The following is a 19,396-nucleotide window of genomic DNA, read 5'->3' as shown; positions in this document are numbered from 1 at the left end:
CTTCGGTCTCAGCCCGACTTGCCGGAGAGCTTCGCCACCATCGGCAGCAAGGTGGAGCGGACCGTCTCCTGGCTGAGCGGGCCGACGAATTTATGGGCGATCGCCCCATCCGGCCCCACCAGGAAGGTCTCGGGAACACCATAAACCCCCCATTCGATGGCGGCACGCCCGTTGGGGTCTATGCCAACCGCCGCAAACGGCAGGCCATATTGGCCGAGGAACCGGCGCGCGTTGTCGGGCGTGTCCTTATAATTGATGCCGATCAGGCGCAGGCGCGGGTCGCGCGCCAGTTCCATCAGGAGCGGATGCTCCTCCCGGCAGGGAGCGCACCAGGACGCCCACACGTTCACCAGCGTGACCTTGCCCTTGAAGTCCGTGCCAGTGAGCCCTGGTACCGGGGCGCCGGCGTCCAGCAGGCCCGCCAATGGGGGCAGGGCGAGGGTGGGCGCCGGCCGGCCCACGAGCGCGGAGGGGATCTGCGAGGGATCGCCGGCGAACAGGCGCACCAGGAACAAGGCGGCGAGCAGGCCGAAGGCCACCACGGGCAGCAGCACCAGCAGCGGGCGCCGGCGCTTGGGCACCGGGGCGGCGGCGGCCGGCGGCGGGGGAGGACTATCGCTCATGGCCGGTTCCGCTCCGAGCGGCGGCGCACGCCGCGCGCCTCGAGGTCCGCCAGGGCCCTGGCCTGGGCGCGATAGTCGAGCATCAGCCACAGCGTCAGCACGCCGAGCCCGAGCGCGGCGGCGCCATAAGACGCATAGATGAACAGCGCGTGCTCCATCAGGCCACGGCCTCCGCTGCGGCACGCGCTTCCAGCACCTGGACGCGTCGGCGCAGGATCTCCGTGCGCATGGCGATCATGTGCAGGGTTAGGAACAGCAGGGTGAAGCCCAGCGCGCAGATGAGCAGCGGCCACAGCAGGCTGCCGTCGATGGTGGAGCCGCCCATGCGGAACACCGAGGCCGGCTGGTGAAGGGTGTTCCACCAATCCACCGAGAACTTGACGATCGGCACATTGATGAAGCCCACCAGGGTCAGCACCGCCGCCGCCCGTCCGGCGCGGCTGGGCTCGTCGATGGCGGCGCGCAGGGCCATCAGGCCGAGATAGAGCAGGAACAGCACCAGCACCGAGGTGAGGCGCGCGTCCCACACCCAATAGGTGCCCCACATGGGCCGCCCCCACAGGGCGCCGGTGAGCAGGCACAGGAAGGTGAAGGTGGCACCGATTGGCGCGGCCGCCTTGTGCGCGACATCGGCCAGCGGATGGCGCCAGACCAATATGCCGAGCGAGGACGCCGCAAGCATCGAGTAGCCGAACATGGAGAGCCATGCGAACGGCACGTGAATGTACATGATCCGCACCGTCTCGCCCTGCTGGTAGTCCGGCGGGGCGAGGAAGGCGAGGGTGAAGCCGAGCGCCAGGGCGAGCGCCGCCGCCCCCGCCGTCCAGGGAATGAGCCGGGCGGAGAGGGAGAGGAAGCGGGTCGGATTGGCGAAGTCGAGAAGCGCCATGGCTGGCGTTCTAGACCATCTCGCGACGGCAGGGGAGCGCCCCGGACGCGCGATTGTGTGAAACGGGGTGCGGCGGAATGAGCAGGCCCGGCGTTCCCGCGCGCGTCAGGCGCCTTCCGGCACCGGCACGTCGAAGCCGTTGAGAATGACCGAGACCAGGCAATAGAGCCCGACCAGATAGATCAGCTCGGCGGCGGCATATTCGCCGAACGTGTCCACTGCCTGGCGGTACACCAACTCCGGCAAGGTCGAGCCGCGCACCAGGGCCGAGGCGACGTCATAGGTCACGGCCTCCTCGCCGGTGAGATCGGCCGGGCGCTGGCCGGCGACGATGGTGGCGATCTTCTCGTCCGGCAGGCCGCGCGTCTCGGCCACCAGGATGTGGGCGTAAAGCTCATAGGCCGAATGGAAATGGGCGCCGGTCACCAGGATCGCCACCTCGCGCACGGGCTTGGGCAGCGTGGGGCTGGAGGACATGGCCTTGGTCAGCTCCCACACCGGGCCGCCGAATTTGGGATAGTGAATCCAGGGGTTCCAGGGGCCGATCAGCGCACCGTCGTCGGCGATGGCCTTGAAGCCCTTGAAGCTGGTCTCGATGCCGGTGCGCATGTCGTCATAGAGCGGGCGCTGCTCTTGCGAGAGATCGGCGGGGGCGGTGAGGGGCACGCGCATGGGGATATGCCTTCGATGCTAGGGTTGCCCAAGTAACGCAACTGGCCTTCGCTGCGCCGCATCACGATTCCTTCAGCGTATGACGCTGCCGTGTCGCCCGATCGCCCAGCTCAGCCGCGCGCCGCCCGCAGCGCCGCCGCCGCCGCCACCGGCCCCAGCACCAAAGCGAACAAGGTAAGGCCGATGAGGATGCGGAACGGCGTGCCGAACGGGACCGGGCCGGTCACCGCCGCGCCGGTGGCGGAGACCGCGAAGATCAGCACGGGGATCGCGAGCGGCAGCACCAGGACCGCGATCAGCAGCCCGCCCCGGCGGAAAGCGCCGGCGAAGGCCGCGCCGATGAGGCCGAGCGCGGTGACCGCCGGCGTGCCCACCAACAAGGTGAGAACCACCGCGCCGATCGCCGCCGGTTCCAGATTGAGCATGAGCGCCAGCACCGGCGCTGCCACCACCAGAGGCAGTCCGGTGGCGATCCAATGGGCAAGTCCCTTGGCCGCCGCCACCAATTCCAGCGGCAGGGCGGAATGGGCCAGGGCATCGAGCGATCCGTCCTCCACATCCGCCGCGAACAGGCGCTCGAGCCCGATGAGGCTGGCGAGCAGCGCACCGATCCACAGGATCGCCGGGCCGATCCGCGCCAGCAGCACCATGTCCGGCCCGACCGCGAACGGCACGATGGTAATGACGGAGAGAAAGAACACGACGCCGAGCCCGGCGCCGCCACCCGAGCGCAGGGCGAGCGCCATGTCACGGCGCACCAGCGCCAAGAACGCCGCCATCATGCGCCGGCCTCCAGTTTCGGGCCGAGCTGAAGGGTGCCGACGCGAGGGCCGAAATCCAGCGGGGCATGGGTCGCGGCCAGGATCGCCCCGCCCGAATCGAGATGCGCCCGGCCAAGTTCTGCGAACCGCGCCTGGGCAGTCACGTCGAGCGCGGTGGTGGGCTCGTCCAGGATCCAGATGCGGCGGCGCGACACCAGCAGGCGGGCAATGGCGAGGCGGCGCTTCTGGCCGGCGGACAGAACCGCCACCGGCAGCCGCCCGAGGCCGCCGAGGCCCACCTCTTCCAATGCGTCCGCGACCGGCAGGCCGGTGGCGCCCAGCATGGTGCGCCAGAAGGAAAGATTTTCGGCAACGCTCAAGGCGGCTTTCAGCGCGTCGTCATGGCCCAGATAGTGCATCTCTTCCGTGTAGGGCCGCTCCGCTGCGCCCTCGGCCCGCGTGACGCGGCCGGATGTCGCGGCAAGAAGGCCGGCGACGATGCGCAGAAGGGAGGATTTGCCGGCGCCGTTGCGCCCCACCACCACCAAGGCGTGGCCGGCTCTTAGCTCAAAGTCGAGCTTGTCGAACAGCAGCCGCACGCCTCTTTGGCAGGACAGGCCCTCGGCCTTCAGGACCGCGGCGGGCGCTTCCCCAGCGTGCGGGAATGAGCCTTGCGGGTGAATTTTGGATGCATCGCACATTGAACGTTCTTATCGCATGACCGCCGTTTGAAATCGCTCTATAAAGCGGCTGAACCGCACCCCTAGGTGGCCCGGCACCTCCTTAGCCCGGTCCTCTAGGCGTGTCGCGTCGGTCGATCATCGAACCGGAGAAAACGCGCCGTGACTTCTTCTTCCCTCGACAGCTTCCAGTGCCGTACCACCCTGACGGTGGATGACAAGGAATACACCTACTACAGCCTTGAAGCGGCCGAGAAGAACGGGCTCCCCGGCATCTCCCGCCTGCCTTTCTCCATGAAGGTGCTGCTGGAAAACCTGCTGCGCTATGAAGACGGCCGCTCGGTCACGAAGGAAGACGTGATCTCGATCGCCGACTGGCTGACCTCGCGCGGCAAGGCCGAGAAGGAAATCGCCTATCGCCCCGCCCGCGTGCTGATGCAGGACTTCACCGGCGTGCCCGCCGTGGTGGATCTCGCCGCCATGCGCGACGCCATGGTGACCCTGGGCGGCGACCCGGCCAAGATCAACCCGCTGGTTCCTGTCGACCTCGTCATCGACCATTCGGTGATCGTCAACTTCTTCGGCACCGACAACGCCCTGAAGAAGAACGTCGACGAGGAATACAAGCAGAACCAGGAGCGCTACCGCTTCCTGAAATGGGGCCAGAGCGCGTTCGACAATTTCCGCGTCGTCCCCCCCGGCACCGGCATCTGCCACCAGGTGAACCTGGAATATCTCGCCCAGACGGTGTGGACCCGCAAGGAAGAGCTGAACGGCAAGACCGTCACGGTCGCCTATCCGGACACGCTGGTGGGCACCGACAGCCACACCACCATGGTGAACGGCCTCGGCGTGCTGGGCTGGGGCGTCGGCGGCATCGAGGCGGAGGCCGCCATGCTCGGCCAGCCGATCTCCATGCTGATCCCCGAAGTCATTGGCTTCAAGCTGGACGGCAAGCTCAAGGAAGGCATCACCGCCACCGACCTCGTGCTCACCGTCACCCAGATGCTCCGCAAGAAGGGTGTCGTGGGCAAGTTCGTGGAATTCTTCGGCCCCGGCCTGGAGCATCTCTCCCTCGCCGACCGCGCCACCATCGCCAACATGGCGCCCGAATATGGCGCCACCTGCGGCTTCTTCCCGGTGGATCGCGAGACCATCGACTATCTGGAAGAGACCGGCCGCAAGGAAAGCCGCGTGGAACTGGTGGAAGCCTATTCCAAGGCGCAGGGCATGTGGCGCAACAAGAACACGCTCGATCCCGTGTTCACCGATACGCTGGAACTCGACCTCGACACCGTGCTGCCCTCCATCGCCGGCCCCAAGCGCCCGCAGGACCGGGTGCTGCTGAGCGATGCCAAGGCCGGCTTCCTCGCCGCCCTCGAGGGCGAATTCAAGAAGCCGGGCGAAGCCGCCAAGCGGATCGACGTTGAAGGCGCCAATTTCTCCGTCGGCCACGGCGACGTGGTGATCGCCGCCATCACCTCCTGCACCAATACCTCCAACCCGAGCGTGCTGATCGCAGCGGGCTTGCTCGCCAAGGCGGCGGTGAAGAAGGGCCTGAAGTCCAAGCCGTGGGTGAAGACCTCGCTCGCGCCCGGCTCCCAGGTGGTCGAAGGGTATCTGAAGGCCGCCGATCTGCAGGAATATCTCGACGCTCTCGGCTTCAATCTGGTCGGCTTCGGCTGCACCACCTGCATCGGCAATTCCGGTCCGCTGCCGGAGGCGATCTCCGAGGCGATCAACAAGAACGATCTGGTCGCCGGTGCCGTCATTTCCGGCAACCGCAACTTCGAAGGCCGCGTGAATCCGGATGTGAAGGCGAACTACCTCGCCTCGCCTCCGCTGGTGGTGGCCTATGCGCTGGCCGGCTCGCTTCAGGTCGATCTCGCCACCGAACCGCTGGGCGAGGACAAGGACGGCAATCCCGTCTATCTCAAGGACATCTGGCCCTCCAACAAGGAGATCGCCACTTATATCCGTGAGAACATCACCAAGAAGATGTTCAAGGAAAAATATTCCGACGTCTTCAAGGGCGACGCCCATTGGCAGAAGATCGCCATTCCCACCGGCCAGACCTATGCCTGGGAAGACGGTTCCACCTATGTGCAGAACCCGCCTTACTTCGTCGGCATTTCCTCGACGCCCGACCCGGTCACCGACATCGTCGATGCCCGCATCCTCGGCCTGTTCCTGGACAGCATCACCACCGACCACATCTCGCCGGCGGGTTCCATCAAGCAGGCCTCGCCTGCGGGCCAGTACCTGATCGAGCATCAGGTGCGCCCGGTGGACTTCAACCAGTACGGCACCCGCCGCGGCAATCACGAAGTCATGATGCGTGGCACCTTCGCCAACATCCGCATCAAGAACCAGATGGTGCCCGGCGTCGAAGGCGGCGTCACCCTGCACCAGCCGGACGGCGCCCAGCTGCCGATCTATGACGCGGCCATGCAATATAAGGCCGAGGGCGTGCCCCTGGTGGTGTTCGCCGGCAAGGAATACGGCACCGGCTCCTCGCGCGATTGGGCGGCCAAGGGCACCAAGCTGCTCGGCATCCGCGCCGTGATCGCCCAGTCCTTCGAGCGCATCCATCGCTCGAACCTGGTGGGCATGGGCATCGTGCCGCTGGTGTTCGAAGAGGGCACCTCCTGGCAGACGCTGGGCCTGAAGGGCGATGAACTCATCACCCTTCGCGGCCTGGAAGGGGATCTGAAGCCCCGCCAGAAGATGACCCTCAACATCGCCTATGCCGATGGCCGGGTGACCCAGGTGGAACTGATCTGCCGCATCGATACGCTGGACGAGCTGGATTATTTCCGCTCGGGCGGCATCCTGCCCTACGTCCTGCGCCACCTCGCGGCGTGAGGCGTGGCGGCCCTGCCGCCACCAGCATTTAACACCAGGACAGCCGCCCGTGGAGACCCGCGGGCGGCTGTTTCATTCAGGGCAGGCCCGCGCGTCTCACTGCGAATTGACTGGCATCAAGGACGGGGCGCGCCTAAGCGTGTGGCAATCACTCTTCGCCATTCGCAGGTCCCGGTGCATTGAAGAGCCGTCTCCCGTTCCGCCTTACATACCTCGGCATGATCGCGCTCACCTGTGCGTTCGCGGCAGGGGGTGCGGGTGCGCAGGAGCCGGCGCAAGTCGCCGCCCCCCCGCCGGCCGCGCCCAAGGCGGTGCTGGAATTGTTCACCAGCCAGGGCTGTGCGTCCTGCCCCCCCGCCGATGCCCTGCTGACGGAGCTCGCGGCAGACCCGCAGATGATCGCCCTGACGCTCGCGGTGGACTATTGGGATTATGTCGGCTGGAAGGATACGCTCGCCAAGCACGGCCATTCGGTGCGCCAGCGCGCGTATGCCGAACAGCGCGGCGACCGGATGATCTATACCCCGCAGATGGTGGTGGACGGGATCGCTCCCGCCAAGGGCAGCGACAAGGCGGCGGTCGAGAAGGCCGTCGTGCGCGCGCACGATGCGGGCTCGACCTTGCTGGTGCCGGTCGCGTTGCGCCGCTCCGGCGAGAATCTGGTGGTGGACGTGGCCGCGGGGGGAGACCCGACAAAACCCGGCCATGTGCCGAATGCCGCTGAAGTCTGGCTCTGCCCCATTCTGAGCACCCATACGGTGGCCATCGGCCGCGGCGAGAACCAGGGCAAGAACGTCACCTATACCAATGTGGTCCGCGCCTGGGTGAAGCTCGGCAATTGGACCGGCGGCCCGGCGCGCTTTTCGGTGCCGCTCAGCGAATTCTGGAACGATGGCGTGGACGGCGCGGCCGTGCTGGTGCAGCGCGGGTCGTTCCAGGCCCCTGGCCCGATCCTCGGCGCCGCCAAGATCGATCTGAAATAACAAGATCGACCCTGAAATCATCTGAATTGACGAAGCTCAGTCCACGCGTGCGTGCGTCGTGGCTCGACCTGCATTGCCTGCTCGTCGGTGCGCGGGCAATAAAAAAGGCCGCTTTCGCGGCCCTTGAAAGTTAGAAACTTGAAGGATGCGTAGCAGTGGCCGGTTCGCCTGTCACCCCGGGGGGCTGGGGGGCTGGGATAGACCGGAGCGACTGCGAACCGGCCCTGCTACGTTTATGAATTTGCTCCCCCCGCTTGTCGAGGGAAGGGCCGAATTCCGGCGAGACTGTGATGGTCGTTGACGACCCCGTGATCGCGTTTCCGGTCTTTTCCGGTCTCGCCAGCCGGCTATTCAATCCCCTTGAACCGGGCGGCGATGAAAGCGATCATGGGTCGTTCGCACCTTGGAGGTCCGATGGGAATCGTTGAACCCATACGCCCCGCCCGCGCGCCGGCGCCGACACCGCCATCTCCCCCCGCTCTCGTCACGTTCGACAGGCGGGAGCTCGACCGCATTCTCGATCTTTACGGGCGCATGGTCGCCGCTGGCGAGTGGCGCGACTATGCGATCGACTTTCTGAAGGACAAGGCGGTGTTCTCCGTCTTCCGCCGCTCGCTCGATGTGCCGTTGTATCGCATCGAGAAGGATCCGAAGCTGGCGCGCAAGCAGGGGGCCTATTGCGTGGTGTCCCAGACAGGCCTGATCCTGAAGCGCGGGCACGAGCTGCCGCGCGTGTTGGCGGTGCTGGAAAAACCGCTCGCGGCGATCTGACTTTGAAGGGGCGGCCGCGCTGAGGGTTGTCGACGGGAAGGCGCTCGGGCATCGTGCGCGCCTTGTCATTGGATGCCCGGATGTCACACGCTCCCAGCCCGCTCAAGCCCGGCGATCACGTTTTCCTGGTGGATGGATCGTCCTTCGTCTTCCGGGCCTATTTCCAGTCGATCAATCAGGACCGGAAGTATAATTTCCGCTCCGACCGGCTGCCGACGGGGGCGGTGCGTCTGTTCTGCACCAAGCTGTTCCAATTCATCCGTGAGGGCGCCATGGGCATCAAGCCCACGCACCTCGCCATCATCTTCGACAAGAGCGAAGACTCGTTCCGGCGTGAAATCTATCCCGCCTATAAGGCCAACCGCTCCGAGCCGCCACCGGAACTGATTCCCCAGTTTCCGCTGATGCGCGAGGCGGTGCGGGCGTTCGGCCTCATTCCGGTGGAGATGGCCCGCTTCGAGGCGGACGATCTGATCGCCACCTATGCCAGGCAGGCCGCCGCCGCCGGCGCCGACGTCCTCATCGTCTCCGCCGACAAGGATCTGATGCAGGTGGTGGGCGATCGCATCGGCATGTACGACCCGGCCTCCGGCGAGGCGGGCGGGCGCGGCGCCCGGCCGGAGCGGCGCATCGGCCTTGGCGAGGTCATCGAATATTTCGGCGTGCCGCCCGAGAAGGTGACCGACGTCCAGGCCCTTGCGGGGGATTCCACCGACAATGTCCCCGGCGTGCCCGGCATCGGCATCAAGACCGCCGCGACCCTGATCCAGGAATATGGCGACCTCGAAACCCTGCTGGCGCGGGCCGGCGAGATCAAGCAGGTGAAGCGCCGCGAATCGCTGTTGAATCCGGAGAATGTGGAAAAGGCCCGCATCTCCAAGCAATTGGTGACTCTGGATTGCGCCGTGCCGGTGGAGGTGCCGCTCTCCGACCTGGTGCTGGAGCAGCCGGACGGCAAGCGCCTCATCGCCTTTTTGAAGGCCATGGAATTCACCACCATCACCCGCCGGGCCGCCGAGGCGTTTGGTGTGGAGGCGGGTGCCATCGAGGCCGACCCGGCGCTGGCGCCGAGCACGACGGGCGGCCTGTTCGGCGCGGAAGAGGATGGCGCCGCGATGCCGGCCCCTGCGTCGGCACAGGCCCCCGCGCCGGCGAACGGCGCAGGTTCCGCAGACGGGCGGCCGAACGTGCTCAACCCGGCCGATCTGGTGGCGGCGCGGGTACAGGAGGCGCGCTCCAACAAGGTGGACCGCAGCCGGTACCGCATGTTGACGGATCTGGCCGAACTCCAGGCCTGGTGCGCGCGCGCCATCGACCAGGGTTACGTCGCCTTTGACACCGAGACCACGTCGGTGGATCCGCAAGCGGCGGACCTCGTGGGCGTCTCGCTCGCGCTTTCGCCCAACGAGGCCTGTTATATCCCACTGGCCCATCGCGGGGCCGGCGACGGCCTGTTCGAGGAAGGGCTCCTGCCGGGGCAGATCCCGTTCCAGGAGGCGCTCGCCGTCCTGAAGCCGATGCTGCAAGACCGCGGCACGATGAAGATCGCCCACAATGCCAAATATGACGTCGCCTTGCTGGCCCGCCATGGCATCGAGGTTGCCCCGTTCGACTGCACCATGTGCATGTCCTATGCGCTGGATGCCGGCAAGGGCAACCACGGCATGGACGACCTCTCGGTGCGCCACCTCGGCCATACGCCCATCGCCTTCACGGAAGTGGCGGGCAAGGGCAAGGGGCAGGTGACGTTCGACCGGGTCGCGCTCGAGCCCGCCACCGCCTATGCGGCGGAAGACGCCGACGTGACGCTGCGCCTATGGCGCGTGTTCAAGCCGCGCCTCGTGGCGGATGGCATGAGCACCGTCTACGAGACGCTGGAGCGGCCGCTTATTCCCGTTCTGGTGCGCATGGAAGGGCGCGGCATCGCCATCGACCGGCCGATCCTCGGCCGCCTGTCCAGCGAGTTCGCCCAGGGCGCGGCGCGGATCGAGGACGAAATCGCGGAAATCCTGGGCGGAGAGCGGCTGAACATCGGTTCGCCCAAGCAGATCGGCGACGTCTTGTTCGGCCGGCTCGGGCTGCCCGGCGCCACCAAGACACCCACGGGCGCCTGGTCCACCAAGGCCAATGTGCTGGAGGAACTGGCGGAGGCCGGCCACACCCTGCCGCAGAAGATCCTGGACTGGCGCCAACTGGCGAAGCTGCGCTCCACCTATACCGACGCCTTGCCCAATTATGTGAATGCGCGCACGAAGCGGGTGCACACCTCCTATGCGCTGGCGGCGACCACCACCGGGCGGCTGTCCTCCTCCGAGCCCAACCTCCAGAACATCCCGATCCGCACCGAGGAAGGCCGCCGCATCCGCCGCGCCTTCGTGGCGGAGCCGGGGCGGCTGCTGGTTTCGGCCGATTATTCGCAGATCGAGCTGCGGCTGCTGGCGGAGATCGCGGATATTCCGCGCCTGCGCGAAGCGTTCCAGGAGGGGCTGGACATCCACGCCATGACGGCATCCGAAATGTTCGGCGTGCCGGTGGAGGGCATGCCTGCCGAGGTGCGGCGGCGTGCCAAGGCGATCAATTTCGGCATCATCTACGGCATTTCGGCGTTCGGCCTCGCCAACCAGCTCGGCATCGGGCGCGAGGAGGCGGGACTCTATATCCGCCGCTATTTCGAGCGCTTCCCCGGCATCCGCGCCTATATGGACGAGACCAAGACCTTCTGCCGCGAGCATGGCTATGTGGAAACCCTGTTCGGCCGGCGCTGCCATTATCCCGATATCGCGGCGTCCAACCCCTCCATTCGCGCCTTCAACGAGCGCGCCGCCATCAATGCCCGCCTCCAGGGGACGGCCGCCGACATCATCCGCCGCGCCATGGTGCGCATGGAGCCGGCGCTGAAGGCGGCGGACCTTTCCGCGCAGATGCTGCTTCAGGTGCATGACGAACTGGTGTTCGAAGTGCCGGAAGCCGAGGCACAGGCAACCCTGCCGGTGGTGAAGCATGTCATGGAGCAGGCCGCGCTTCCGGCTGTGGCGCTTGCCGTGCCCCTGAAGGTGGAGGCCCATGCCGCCGCCAATTGGGAAGAGGCACACTGAATTTCAACGTAATTTGAATGTTGAAATGATAAAACCACATTTCAGACGTTGAATGCATCGGAGGCTTGCGCCATAAAAGGCGCGACGCCTATCGCTTGGCAAAACCGGACGATGGGCACAAACTGAACGCCCCCCGGCCGCAGCCCGAAGGTGCAGCGCCGGAGGTTCCAAAGCGACGGAGTTCCAGACCCATGGCCTCTGGGCCTATCGACAAGCCATCCCTCTCCGGCCGCGCGCCCCGCGAGCGCAACGGCGCCCGCATGGACAAGCTCGCGCGGCTGCCGGTGTTCTTCGCCCTCGCCGGCAAGCGCGTGGTGGTGGTCGGTGGCACCGAGCCGGCGGTCTGGAAGGCGGAACTGCTCTCCGCTGCTGGCGCCCATGTGGAAGTGATTGCCGCCGCGCCGTGCGAAGAGATGCGCGCGCTCGCGCAATCCGCTCCGGTCGGCCCCATCGCGCTGGTCGAACGGGCGTGGAACGAAACGGATCTGGCCGGCGCGGCGCTCGCCATCGCCGACGCGGAGGATGAGGCGGAAGCCGCCCGTTTCGCCGCCGCCGCCCGCGCGGCCGGCGTGCCGGTCAATGTCGTGGACAAGCCGGCCTTCTGCGATTTCGCCTTCGGTGCCATCGTCAATCGCTCGCCTCTGGTGGTCGGCATTTCCACCGATGGCGCGGCCCCCGTGTTCGGACAGGCGGTGCGGGCCAAGATCGAGGCGCTCTTGCCGCCGGGCTTCAAGGCCTGGGCGCAGGCGGCGCAGTCCTGGCGCGGGGCGGTTTCCGCCCTCGGCCTCAGCTTTCACGGCCGCCGCCGCTTCTGGGAACAGTTTTCCGCCCGCGCCATGTTCGCGCCCGACCAGCCGCCGGGCGAGGAAGATCGTGCGGCCCTGCTCGCCGACGCCGAAAGCACGCGCGCCGCGCCCGACAGCGGCTCGGTGGTCCTGGTGGGCGCGGGGCCGGGCGATCCCGAACTGCTGACCTTGAAGGCGGTGCGGGTGCTGCAATCCGCGGAAGTGGTGCTCTATGACGACTTGGTCTCCCCGCAGGTGTTGGATTTCGCGCGGCGGGAGGCGAAGAAGATGCTGGTGGGCAAGACCGGCTATCGTCCGTCCTGCAAACAGGACGACATCAACGCGCTGATGGTGCAGCTCGCCAAGGAAGGCCGGCGGGTGGTGCGGCTGAAGGGCGGCGACCCCATGATCTTCGGCCGCGCGGGCGAGGAGATCACCGCTTGCCGCCTCGCCGGCATTCCGGTGGAAGTGGTGCCCGGCATCTCCTCCGCCCAGGGGGTGGCGAGCCGGCTGACCACATCGCTCACCCATCGCGACCATGCGCGGCGCCTGCAATTCGTCACCGCCCATGCGCGCGACGGCAAGCTGCCGAAGGATCTGGATTTCAGCGCTTTGTCGGACGCGGCCGCGACCACCGTGGTCTACATGCCGCGCCGGACCTTGCCGGAGCTGGTGGAAAAGCTCGCCGCCGCCGGCACGGATCTCGCGGTGCCCGCTTTGGCGGTGTTTTCCGCGACGCGGCCCGACGAGCGGGTGGTGCAGGCGCCTCTCGGCGGCCTGTCCGCGGCGATCGACGCCGCCATCGAGGCCGGCGCCCAAGGGCCGTGCCTCGTCCTCTATGGCTATGCGCTCAGCGAAGGCATGGCCGCCGCCGTCGCGCCGCGGGCGGCCTCGGCCGGCTGAACGGCCCGGGCCGGCATTGGGCAGGCGCGCCCGGCCTCCTATCTAGGAGTGAGGACGGTGGGACGAAGGACAAGGTAAATGGCGTTTTCCACGGACGAGATCGAGCGCTATGCGCGCCACATCGTGCTGCACGACGTGGGCGGGCCGGGCCAGCAGAAGCTGAAGGCGGCGCGGGTTCTGGTGGTGGGCGCGGGCGGGCTCGGCGCGCCGGTGCTGCTCTATCTCGCAGCGGCCGGCGTGGGCACGTTGGTGCTGGTGGATGACGACGAGGTCTCGCTCTCCAATCTCCAGCGGCAGGTCATCCACCGCACGCAGGATATCGGCCGCCCCAAGGTGGAGAGCGCGCGCGATGCCGTGGCCGCCCTCAATCCCCATGTGCAGATGGTGCTGCACCAGGGCCGGCTCGACGCCGGCAATGCGCTCGATCTGATTCGCGACGTGGACGTGGTGGTGGATGGCTCCGACAATTTCGCCACCCGCTATCTGGTCTCGGACGCGTGCGTATTGGCGGGCAAGCCGCTGGTGACGGCGGCGCTCGGCACCTTTGATGCGACCCTCACCACCATCCGCGCCCATGAGAACGGGTCGGACGGCACGCCGAACCCCACCTATCGCTGCCTGTTCCCCGAGCCGCCCCCGCCCGGCACGGTTGCGCCCTGCGCGGAAGCCGGCGTGCTTGGCGCCTTGGCGGGGCTCGCCGGTTCGCTGGCGGCCCTGGAGGTGATCCGCGCCATCGTCGGGTTTGGCGAGGGGCTGGTGGGCAAGCTGCTGATGATCGACGCCCGCTCCATGCGCTTCGAGACGCTGAGCTATGCCTATGACCCGGAAAACCCGCTCACCGGCACGGGAACGCGCATCACCGATCTGTCGGAGCATGTGAAGGCGGCGTGAGGGGCGGTTATTCCGGACTCCGGCCGTCCTGAGCTTGCCGCCGCGAATTCCCCCTCCCCAACCCTCCCTCGCAAGCGGGAGAGGGGGATCGCGGCTCTGACCGGATCGGCAGGGGATAAGCGGCGCCATCATCAAGGACCCGCCAGGCGTCAACTCAACGCGTGGCCATGCCATCTACTCCCTCTCCCGCTTGCGGGGGAGGGCTGGGGAGGGGGGAGTCCAAGCGATAACGAGCGGGCCAAGAGTGCCGCGCGCAGCCACCCCTCACAGCATGGAGGGAAGCACGCGGTCCGGCGGACGGTGGCCGTCCATGAAGGTCTTGATGTTGACGATGACCTTCTCGCCCATGTCGATGCGGCCTTCCAGCGTCGCCGAGCCCATGTGGGGCAGCAGCACCACCTTGCCCTGGCGGGCGAGCTTGACGAGCTTGGGGTTCACCGCCGGCTCGTGCTCGAACACGTCGAGGCCAGCACCTGCGATCTCGCCGGCTTCCAGCATGCGGGTGAGGGCGTTCTCGTCGATCACCTCGCCGCGCGCCGTGTTCACCACATAGGCGTCGGGCTTCAGCAGCTTGAGGCGGCGGGCCGAAAGCAGATGATAAGTGGCCGGCGTATGCGGGCAATTGACGGAGACGATGTCCATGCGGGCCAGCATCTGGTCCAGGCTATCCCAATAGGTCGCTTCCAGCGCTTCCTCGGTGGCGGCGGGCAGGTGGCGGCGGTTGTGATAGTGAATCTGCAGGCCGAACGCCTTGGCGCGACGTGCGACCGCCTGGCCGATGCGGCCCATGCCGACGATGCCGAGGCGCTTGCCCCAGATGCGCCGGCCGAGCATCCAGGTGGGCGCCCAGCCGTTCCATTCCTCGGGGTCCGAGGTGATGATCTGCGCGCCTTCGGCCAGCCGGCGCGGCACGGCGAGAATCAGCGCCATGGTCATGTCGGCGGTATCCTCGGTGAGGACGCCGGGGGTGTTGGTGACGGTGATTCCCCGCGCCAGGGCGCTGGCCACGTCGATGTGATCGACGCCGTTGGAGAAGCTGGCGATGAGGCGCAGATTCTCGCCCGCATGCGACATCACGGCCGAATCGATCTTGTCGGTCACGGTCGGCACGAGAACGTCCGCGGTGCGCACGGCCTCAATCAGAGCGGCGTGATCCATGGGCACGTCATCGACATTCAGACGCGCGTCGAACAGTTCGCGCATCCGCGTCTCGACCGTGTCAGGCAGCTTCCGCGTGACGACAACGAGGGGTTTGCGACGCGCCATAATCTTCCCCGTTCCCGGTTTTTTAACCCTTCTCGTCCCGTCTAGCAGACAGACGAGGAAACACAAAGGGTATGCACGCGGCGACCCTTGACGATGTCCGGGTGCAGGCGCACTTCAGGCACGCGTTTTCACTGAGCGGAGAGGATCAGCGGATCATGCAGGCGAGCAAACGTCAGTCCCTTCCGGCACGCGCGATGGCTCTCTTGCTGGTGTTGGCCGCCACATCTCTCGGCAGCACGGCCTATGCGGCGGACGATTCCGGAAGCGGCCTGCCGGTGCCGCGCTTTGTCTCGCTGAAGGCGGACAAGGTGAATGTGCGCACGGGGCCGAACAAGGATCAGGACGTGTCCTGGATCTTCTCGCGCGCCGGCCTGCCGGTGGAAATTACCGCCGAGTTCGAGACCTGGCGCCGCATCCGCGACGTGGATGGCTCGGAGGGCTGGGTCTACCATTCCATGCTGTCTGGCCGTCGCACGGCGCTGGTGTCGCCCTGGCTGAAGAGCGGCACGGCGGTGCTGCGGGAGCGCGCCGATGCCAGCGCCCGGGCCACCGCGCAATTGGAGCCCCGCGTTCTTGCCTCGGTGAAATCCTGCGATGGAAAATGGTGCCGCATCACCGGGCCGGGTTTCGACGGCTTCATCGAACAGGGCGAATTGTGGGGTGTCTATCCCGGCGAAAAGGTGGAGTGAGGCGGCTGCGGGGCGCGTTGTGCGGCCTGCGGGACCTGCGTTCGTCTCAAACGAAAAAGCCCCCGGAGCGGGGGCTTTTGATCTGGAGCAGACGAGAGGAGCCCGGGCGTTCAGCCCTTGCCGATCGCCTTGCGGCGCAGGCGCACGACCACATCCACGCGGGCAACCTCGAAACCTTCCGGCGGCTCGGGCAGGCGGTCCACGCCCACATGGGCCGTCGGGATATCCACCAGCTCGTTATGGCCTTCCACATAGAAGTGGTGATGGTCCGAGGCATTGGTGTCGAAATAGGTCTTGGAGCCGTCCACCGCCACCTCGCGCAGCAGGTCCACTTCGGTGAACTGGTGCAAGGTGTTGTAGACGGTAGCGAGCGAGACCGGGAAGCGGGCGCGGATGGCCTCTTCATGCAGCATTTCCGCGGTCACGTGCCGATCGCCCTTGGCGAACAGCAGCCAGCCGAGGGCGAGGCGCTGGCGGGTCGGCCGCAGGCCCACTTCGCGCAGCATCTCGCGCACGTCATGGAACGGGCACCCGGTGCGACGCGTGGATGAGATATCGCGCAACTGGGCCACCGGCAGCACCGCGTCACCATCCTCCGCCGTGCCGCGGGGGGCGACGGCAGGGCTCGTGAGGCTGGCTCTGAAGCGGGACATGTCGGACATCGGCGGTTCTGCACTCTTCAAGGAAACACATGGCCTTAACGGCAGCGGTACAAGGCTCCGGAAGGCGCTGATCAATCTCAATAGCGGATCGCGCCGCGAATTGCCACTATTATAGATTGTAGCTGTACTAATGTAAGTCAATGACACCAATGCCTTGCTTGTGACTTGCGCCCCTGGCGCGCGCCAATGCATGGCTTCGCGGCGGCGATCTCCGCGATCGCCCAATGACATGAGGACCACGCATTTGATCGATCTGCGCGCGCCGATCACGGCTTGCCTGGTGGTGTCCGCCGGTGCGGCGGCGGCCCTGGCCGCGGCCTGGTATTTCCAGCTGGTGGTGGGACTTGCCCCATGCCCGCTCTGCCTCGACCAGCGTCTGCCCTATTACGCTGCGATACCCATCGGCCTGCTTTCGGCCTATGCCGCCCATCGCGGATGGGAGGGGCTGGCGCGGGCCGGGCTCGCGGTGCTGGCGCTGCTGATGCTGGTGGATGCGGGAATCGCCATTTTCCACGCCGGCGTGGAATGGCGCTTCTGGCAGGGGCCGACCGCCTGCACGTCTGGCACGCCGCTGGTGGTCAGCGACATTATGTCCGCCCTCAAGACGGCCCATGTGCCCCGCTGCGACGAGGCGGCGTGGCGCCTGATGGGGATTTCCATGGCGGGCTGGAACGCGCTGATCGCCCTCGGGCTGGCCGGGGTCGCGCTGATCGGCCTGCGCGGGCGAGGGGCAGGGCGGCGCACGATCGCCGCCTGAGCGGGCCTACGGCTCCAGTTCGGTATCCCAATAGAGATAGTCGAGCCAGCTCTCGTGCAGATAATTGGGCGGGAAGTGGCGGCCGTTCTGGTGCAAATCGTGCACGGTGGGCTGGAACGGCACCTGATGGGGCCACATGCCCGAATGCGCCGGCATGTCGCTGCCCTTGCGCAGATTACATGGCGAGCATGCTGTCACCACATTGTCCCAGGTGGTCTGGCCGCCGCGGGAGCGGGGAATGAGGTGATCGAAGGTGAGGTCGTCGCGCGAGCCGCAATATTGGCAGGTGAAGCGGTCGCGCAGGAACACGTTGAAGCGGGTAAATGCCGGATGCCGGGCAGGCTTTACGAAGGTGCGCAACGAGAGCACGCTCGGAAGCCGGATCTCTATGCCCGGACTTCGGACCGCCTTGTCGTAATATTCGACGATGTTCACGCGGTCGAGGAACACCGCCTTGATGGCATCCTGCCAGCACCAGACAGACAGGGGATAGTAGCTCAGCGGACGGTAGTCCGCATTGAGCACCAGTGCCGGCCAAGCCCCAGATGGTAACGCAGCGGTCAAGGATCGAACTCCTCGCCCTCCATGGCACCGAATCAAACCAAGCCAGCCCGGTGCGCCGCGATACTCTATATTCTCCGTGTCATTCTTGTGAAGCCGTCTGGTGCATCGCCTCAGGCGGTGGCGAGCTGCTGGGCGAGGAACAGGCCACCCTGGGCGAGGCCGGTTTCGTCGATCCCATGGCCGAGGCCGTGGCTGAGATGCCATTCCACGGGAACGCCCGCGCCCGCGAGCCCGAAGGCCGATTGGAACAGGGCCTGGGCGGGGATCAGCGTGTCGTCGGTGCCGTGTACCAGCAGGATCGGCGGGGCGGAGGTGCCCGCCGGCTCCTTCGGCTCGGGTACCCATAGTCCCGAATAGCCCACCACGGCGGCGGGCGGCTGCGGCATGGCCAGCGCCACCGACAGCGCCATCATGCAGCCCTGGCTGAAGCCGACCAGCGCCAGCCGGCTCGCGGGCAGGCGGGCGCGCTGCAACTCGCTCTGGATGAGGCGGTGCAGGCCGGGCGCAGCGCTCGCCACGCCGCGCACCATATCGTGCGGGTCCATGTCGCCGAGCGGAAACCATTGCCGCCCCATGGGCGCGCCCTCGCACGGGTCCGGGGCGTGGGGCGAGACGAAGGCGGTGTCCGGCAGCAACTCGGCCCAGGCGCTGCCGAGGTCGATCAGGTCCCGCCCGTCGGCGCCATAGCCGTGCAGCATGATCACCAGGGACTGGGGCGCGCCGCCTGAATGGGGCGGGAGGCGGGGGCTGTCCAGGACGGGCATGGGCGGGAGGCCTCGGTGGGAAGTCGCGTTGGGAAGATCGTGGCGGGAAAGTCTCAGGTGGGCACACCGGTGCGGGCGCGCCGCGCGCCATAATAGGCCCACAGCACGTGCGCCGCCACGCCGCGATAGGGCCGCCAGTCCTCGGCGATCGCCCATAGCCCCAAGGGGGAGGCGCGGCCGGGCAGCGCAAACGCTTCGCCGGCCGCGACTTGCAAGGCCAGATCGCCGTGCGGGAACGCGTCGGCGCGGCCGAGACAGAACAGGAGATAGATGTCCGCGCTCCACAGGCCGATGCCGGGCAGCTTCGTGAGATAGGCCGCCGCCGCGTCCGCCTCCATATGCGCAACGGCATCGAGGTCCACCGCGCCGGATACGAGGTCGCGGGCGATGCCGGTGAGGGTGCGGATCTTCGGCGCGGAAAGACCGGCGGCGCGCAGGCTGTCCGCGGGCGCGGCCAGCAACGCCTCGGGGGTCGCCGGCCCGCCGAACAAAAGCTCCAGCCGCGCGGAGATGGAGCGGGCGGCGGCGACCGACAATTGTTGCGCGACCACGATCGCCACCATTCCCGCGAACCCCGGCGCGCGCCGCCGCAGGGTCGGGCGGCCGGCGAAATCCACCAGCGGAACAAGGCGCGGATCCAGCGCCAGGAGCCGGTCGAGCGCGCGGTCGAAATCCGCCTGCTGGTCTAGGCGCGGTTCGCTTTCGGATGCCGCGGACGGGTCGAGGAGAGCAGGGTCGGTCATGGCGCCGTGGTCCTCAAGCGATCCGGCTGCGAC

19 protein-coding genes are annotated in these 19,396 nt (G+C 67.1%); 8 read left to right on the top strand and 11 right to left on the bottom strand.

Annotation, left to right across the window (positions count from 1 at the left end; translation table 11 throughout):
- Positions 1-8: 8 nt before the first annotated feature.
- The 6 genes from V5F78_RS17715 to ccmA all read right to left on the bottom strand — a co-directional run bounded on the left by V5F78_RS17715 (position 9) and on the right by ccmA (position 3,646).
- A complete protein-coding gene (locus tag V5F78_RS17715) occupies positions 9-623 on the bottom strand; it encodes a DsbE family thiol:disulfide interchange protein (RefSeq protein ID WP_394067593.1) in 615 nt (204 codons plus the stop codon).
- Complete coding sequence (gene ccmD / locus V5F78_RS17710; RefSeq protein WP_394067591.1) at positions 620-781, bottom strand: heme exporter protein CcmD; 162 nt, start codon at positions 779-781, stop codon at positions 620-622. The genes V5F78_RS17715 and ccmD overlap by 4 nt, the downstream gene beginning before the upstream one ends.
- The gene (locus V5F78_RS17705; protein ID WP_394067589.1) at positions 781-1,512 is read right to left on the bottom strand and encodes a heme ABC transporter permease; all 732 of its coding nucleotides are present in this window, start codon (positions 1,510-1,512) and stop codon (positions 781-783) included. The genes ccmD and V5F78_RS17705 overlap by 1 nt, the downstream gene beginning before the upstream one ends.
- A 105-nt stretch (positions 1,513-1,617) precedes the next feature.
- Complete coding sequence (locus V5F78_RS17700; protein WP_394067587.1) at positions 1,618-2,184, bottom strand: carboxymuconolactone decarboxylase family protein; 567 nt, start codon at positions 2,182-2,184, stop codon at positions 1,618-1,620.
- 110 nt (positions 2,185-2,294) lie between these two features.
- Positions 2,295-2,963: a heme exporter protein CcmB gene (gene ccmB / locus V5F78_RS17695; protein ID WP_394015787.1), complete on the bottom strand. Its 669-nt coding sequence runs from the start codon at positions 2,961-2,963 to the stop codon at positions 2,295-2,297.
- Positions 2,963-3,646, bottom strand: a complete 684-nt coding sequence (gene ccmA, locus V5F78_RS17690; RefSeq protein ID WP_394067585.1) for a heme ABC exporter ATP-binding protein CcmA — start codon at positions 3,644-3,646, stop codon at positions 2,963-2,965. Before ccmA ends, ccmB begins: the two co-directional genes overlap by 1 nt.
- A 141-nt stretch (positions 3,647-3,787) precedes the next feature.
- On the opposite strand from ccmA, the gene acnA reads away from it, so the two are divergent.
- From acnA to V5F78_RS17660, 6 genes are all read left to right on the top strand, one after another.
- Positions 3,788-6,490, top strand: a complete 2,703-nt coding sequence (gene acnA / locus V5F78_RS17685; RefSeq protein ID WP_394067583.1) for an aconitate hydratase AcnA — start codon at positions 3,788-3,790, stop codon at positions 6,488-6,490.
- A gap of 179 nt (positions 6,491-6,669) precedes the next feature.
- On the top strand, positions 6,670-7,473 hold the full coding sequence (locus V5F78_RS17680; RefSeq protein WP_394067581.1) for a DUF1223 domain-containing protein: 804 nt from the start codon (positions 6,670-6,672) through the stop codon (positions 7,471-7,473).
- Between the two features lie 414 nt (positions 7,474-7,887).
- Entirely contained in the window at positions 7,888-8,244 is a 357-nt protein-coding gene (locus V5F78_RS17675; RefSeq protein ID WP_394067579.1) for a DUF2794 domain-containing protein, read from the top strand.
- A gap of 80 nt (positions 8,245-8,324) precedes the next feature.
- Entirely contained in the window at positions 8,325-11,339 is a 3,015-nt protein-coding gene (polA, locus tag V5F78_RS17670) for a DNA polymerase I (RefSeq protein ID WP_394067577.1), read from the top strand.
- Positions 11,340-11,530: 191 nt separating this feature from the next.
- Entirely contained in the window at positions 11,531-13,027 is a 1,497-nt protein-coding gene (cysG, locus tag V5F78_RS17665; protein ID WP_394067575.1) for a siroheme synthase CysG, read from the top strand.
- A gap of 78 nt (positions 13,028-13,105) precedes the next feature.
- Positions 13,106-13,918 carry a HesA/MoeB/ThiF family protein gene (locus tag V5F78_RS17660; protein WP_394067573.1) on the top strand — a complete coding sequence of 271 codons (813 nt, stop codon included), beginning with the start codon at positions 13,106-13,108 and terminating at the stop codon, positions 13,916-13,918.
- A gap of 264 nt (positions 13,919-14,182) precedes the next feature.
- On the opposite strand, the gene V5F78_RS17655 is transcribed toward V5F78_RS17660, so the two are convergent.
- Positions 14,183-15,184: a 2-hydroxyacid dehydrogenase gene (locus V5F78_RS17655; protein WP_394067571.1), complete on the bottom strand. Its 1,002-nt coding sequence runs from the start codon at positions 15,182-15,184 to the stop codon at positions 14,183-14,185.
- 155 nt (positions 15,185-15,339) lie between these two features.
- Here V5F78_RS17655 and V5F78_RS17650 point away from each other — a divergent pair, with 155 nt between their 5' ends.
- A complete protein-coding gene (locus tag V5F78_RS17650) occupies positions 15,340-15,873 on the top strand; it encodes an SH3 domain-containing protein (protein ID WP_509276245.1) in 534 nt (177 codons plus the stop codon).
- 110 nt (positions 15,874-15,983) lie between these two features.
- On the opposite strand, the gene irrA is transcribed toward V5F78_RS17650, so the two are convergent.
- Positions 15,984-16,535, bottom strand: a complete 552-nt coding sequence (gene irrA / locus V5F78_RS17645) for an iron response transcriptional regulator IrrA (protein WP_394067567.1) — start codon at positions 16,533-16,535, stop codon at positions 15,984-15,986.
- 244 nt (positions 16,536-16,779) lie between these two features.
- Between irrA and V5F78_RS17640 the strand changes: the two genes are divergently transcribed.
- Positions 16,780-17,292: a disulfide bond formation protein B gene (locus V5F78_RS17640; RefSeq protein WP_394067565.1), complete on the top strand. Its 513-nt coding sequence runs from the start codon at positions 16,780-16,782 to the stop codon at positions 17,290-17,292.
- A 6-nt stretch (positions 17,293-17,298) separates the two neighbouring features.
- Here V5F78_RS17640 and V5F78_RS17635 read toward each other — a convergent pair whose 3' ends face one another.
- The 3 genes from V5F78_RS17635 to V5F78_RS17625 all read right to left on the bottom strand — a co-directional run bounded on the left by V5F78_RS17635 (position 17,299) and on the right by V5F78_RS17625 (position 19,363).
- Entirely contained in the window at positions 17,299-17,856 is a 558-nt protein-coding gene (locus tag V5F78_RS17635) for an HNH endonuclease (RefSeq protein WP_348844008.1), read from the bottom strand.
- A 110-nt stretch (positions 17,857-17,966) separates the two neighbouring features.
- Positions 17,967-18,620 (bottom strand): alpha/beta hydrolase, encoded by a 654-nt coding sequence (locus V5F78_RS17630; protein ID WP_394067563.1) that lies wholly within the window; start codon positions 18,618-18,620, stop codon positions 17,967-17,969.
- A 53-nt stretch (positions 18,621-18,673) separates the two neighbouring features.
- Positions 18,674-19,363 (bottom strand): DNA-3-methyladenine glycosylase family protein, encoded by a 690-nt coding sequence (locus V5F78_RS17625; RefSeq protein ID WP_394067561.1) that lies wholly within the window; start codon positions 19,361-19,363, stop codon positions 18,674-18,676.
- Positions 19,364-19,396: the final 33 nt, after the last annotated feature.

Origin of the sequence: Roseixanthobacter glucoisosaccharinicivorans, from assembly GCF_043195095.2 — a bacterium.
In the GTDB taxonomy this organism is placed as follows: domain Bacteria; phylum Pseudomonadota; class Alphaproteobacteria; order Rhizobiales; family Xanthobacteraceae; genus NCEH01.
The sequence above is the reverse complement of the archived record's forward strand: the minus strand, read 5'-3'. Positions and strand labels throughout refer to the sequence as shown.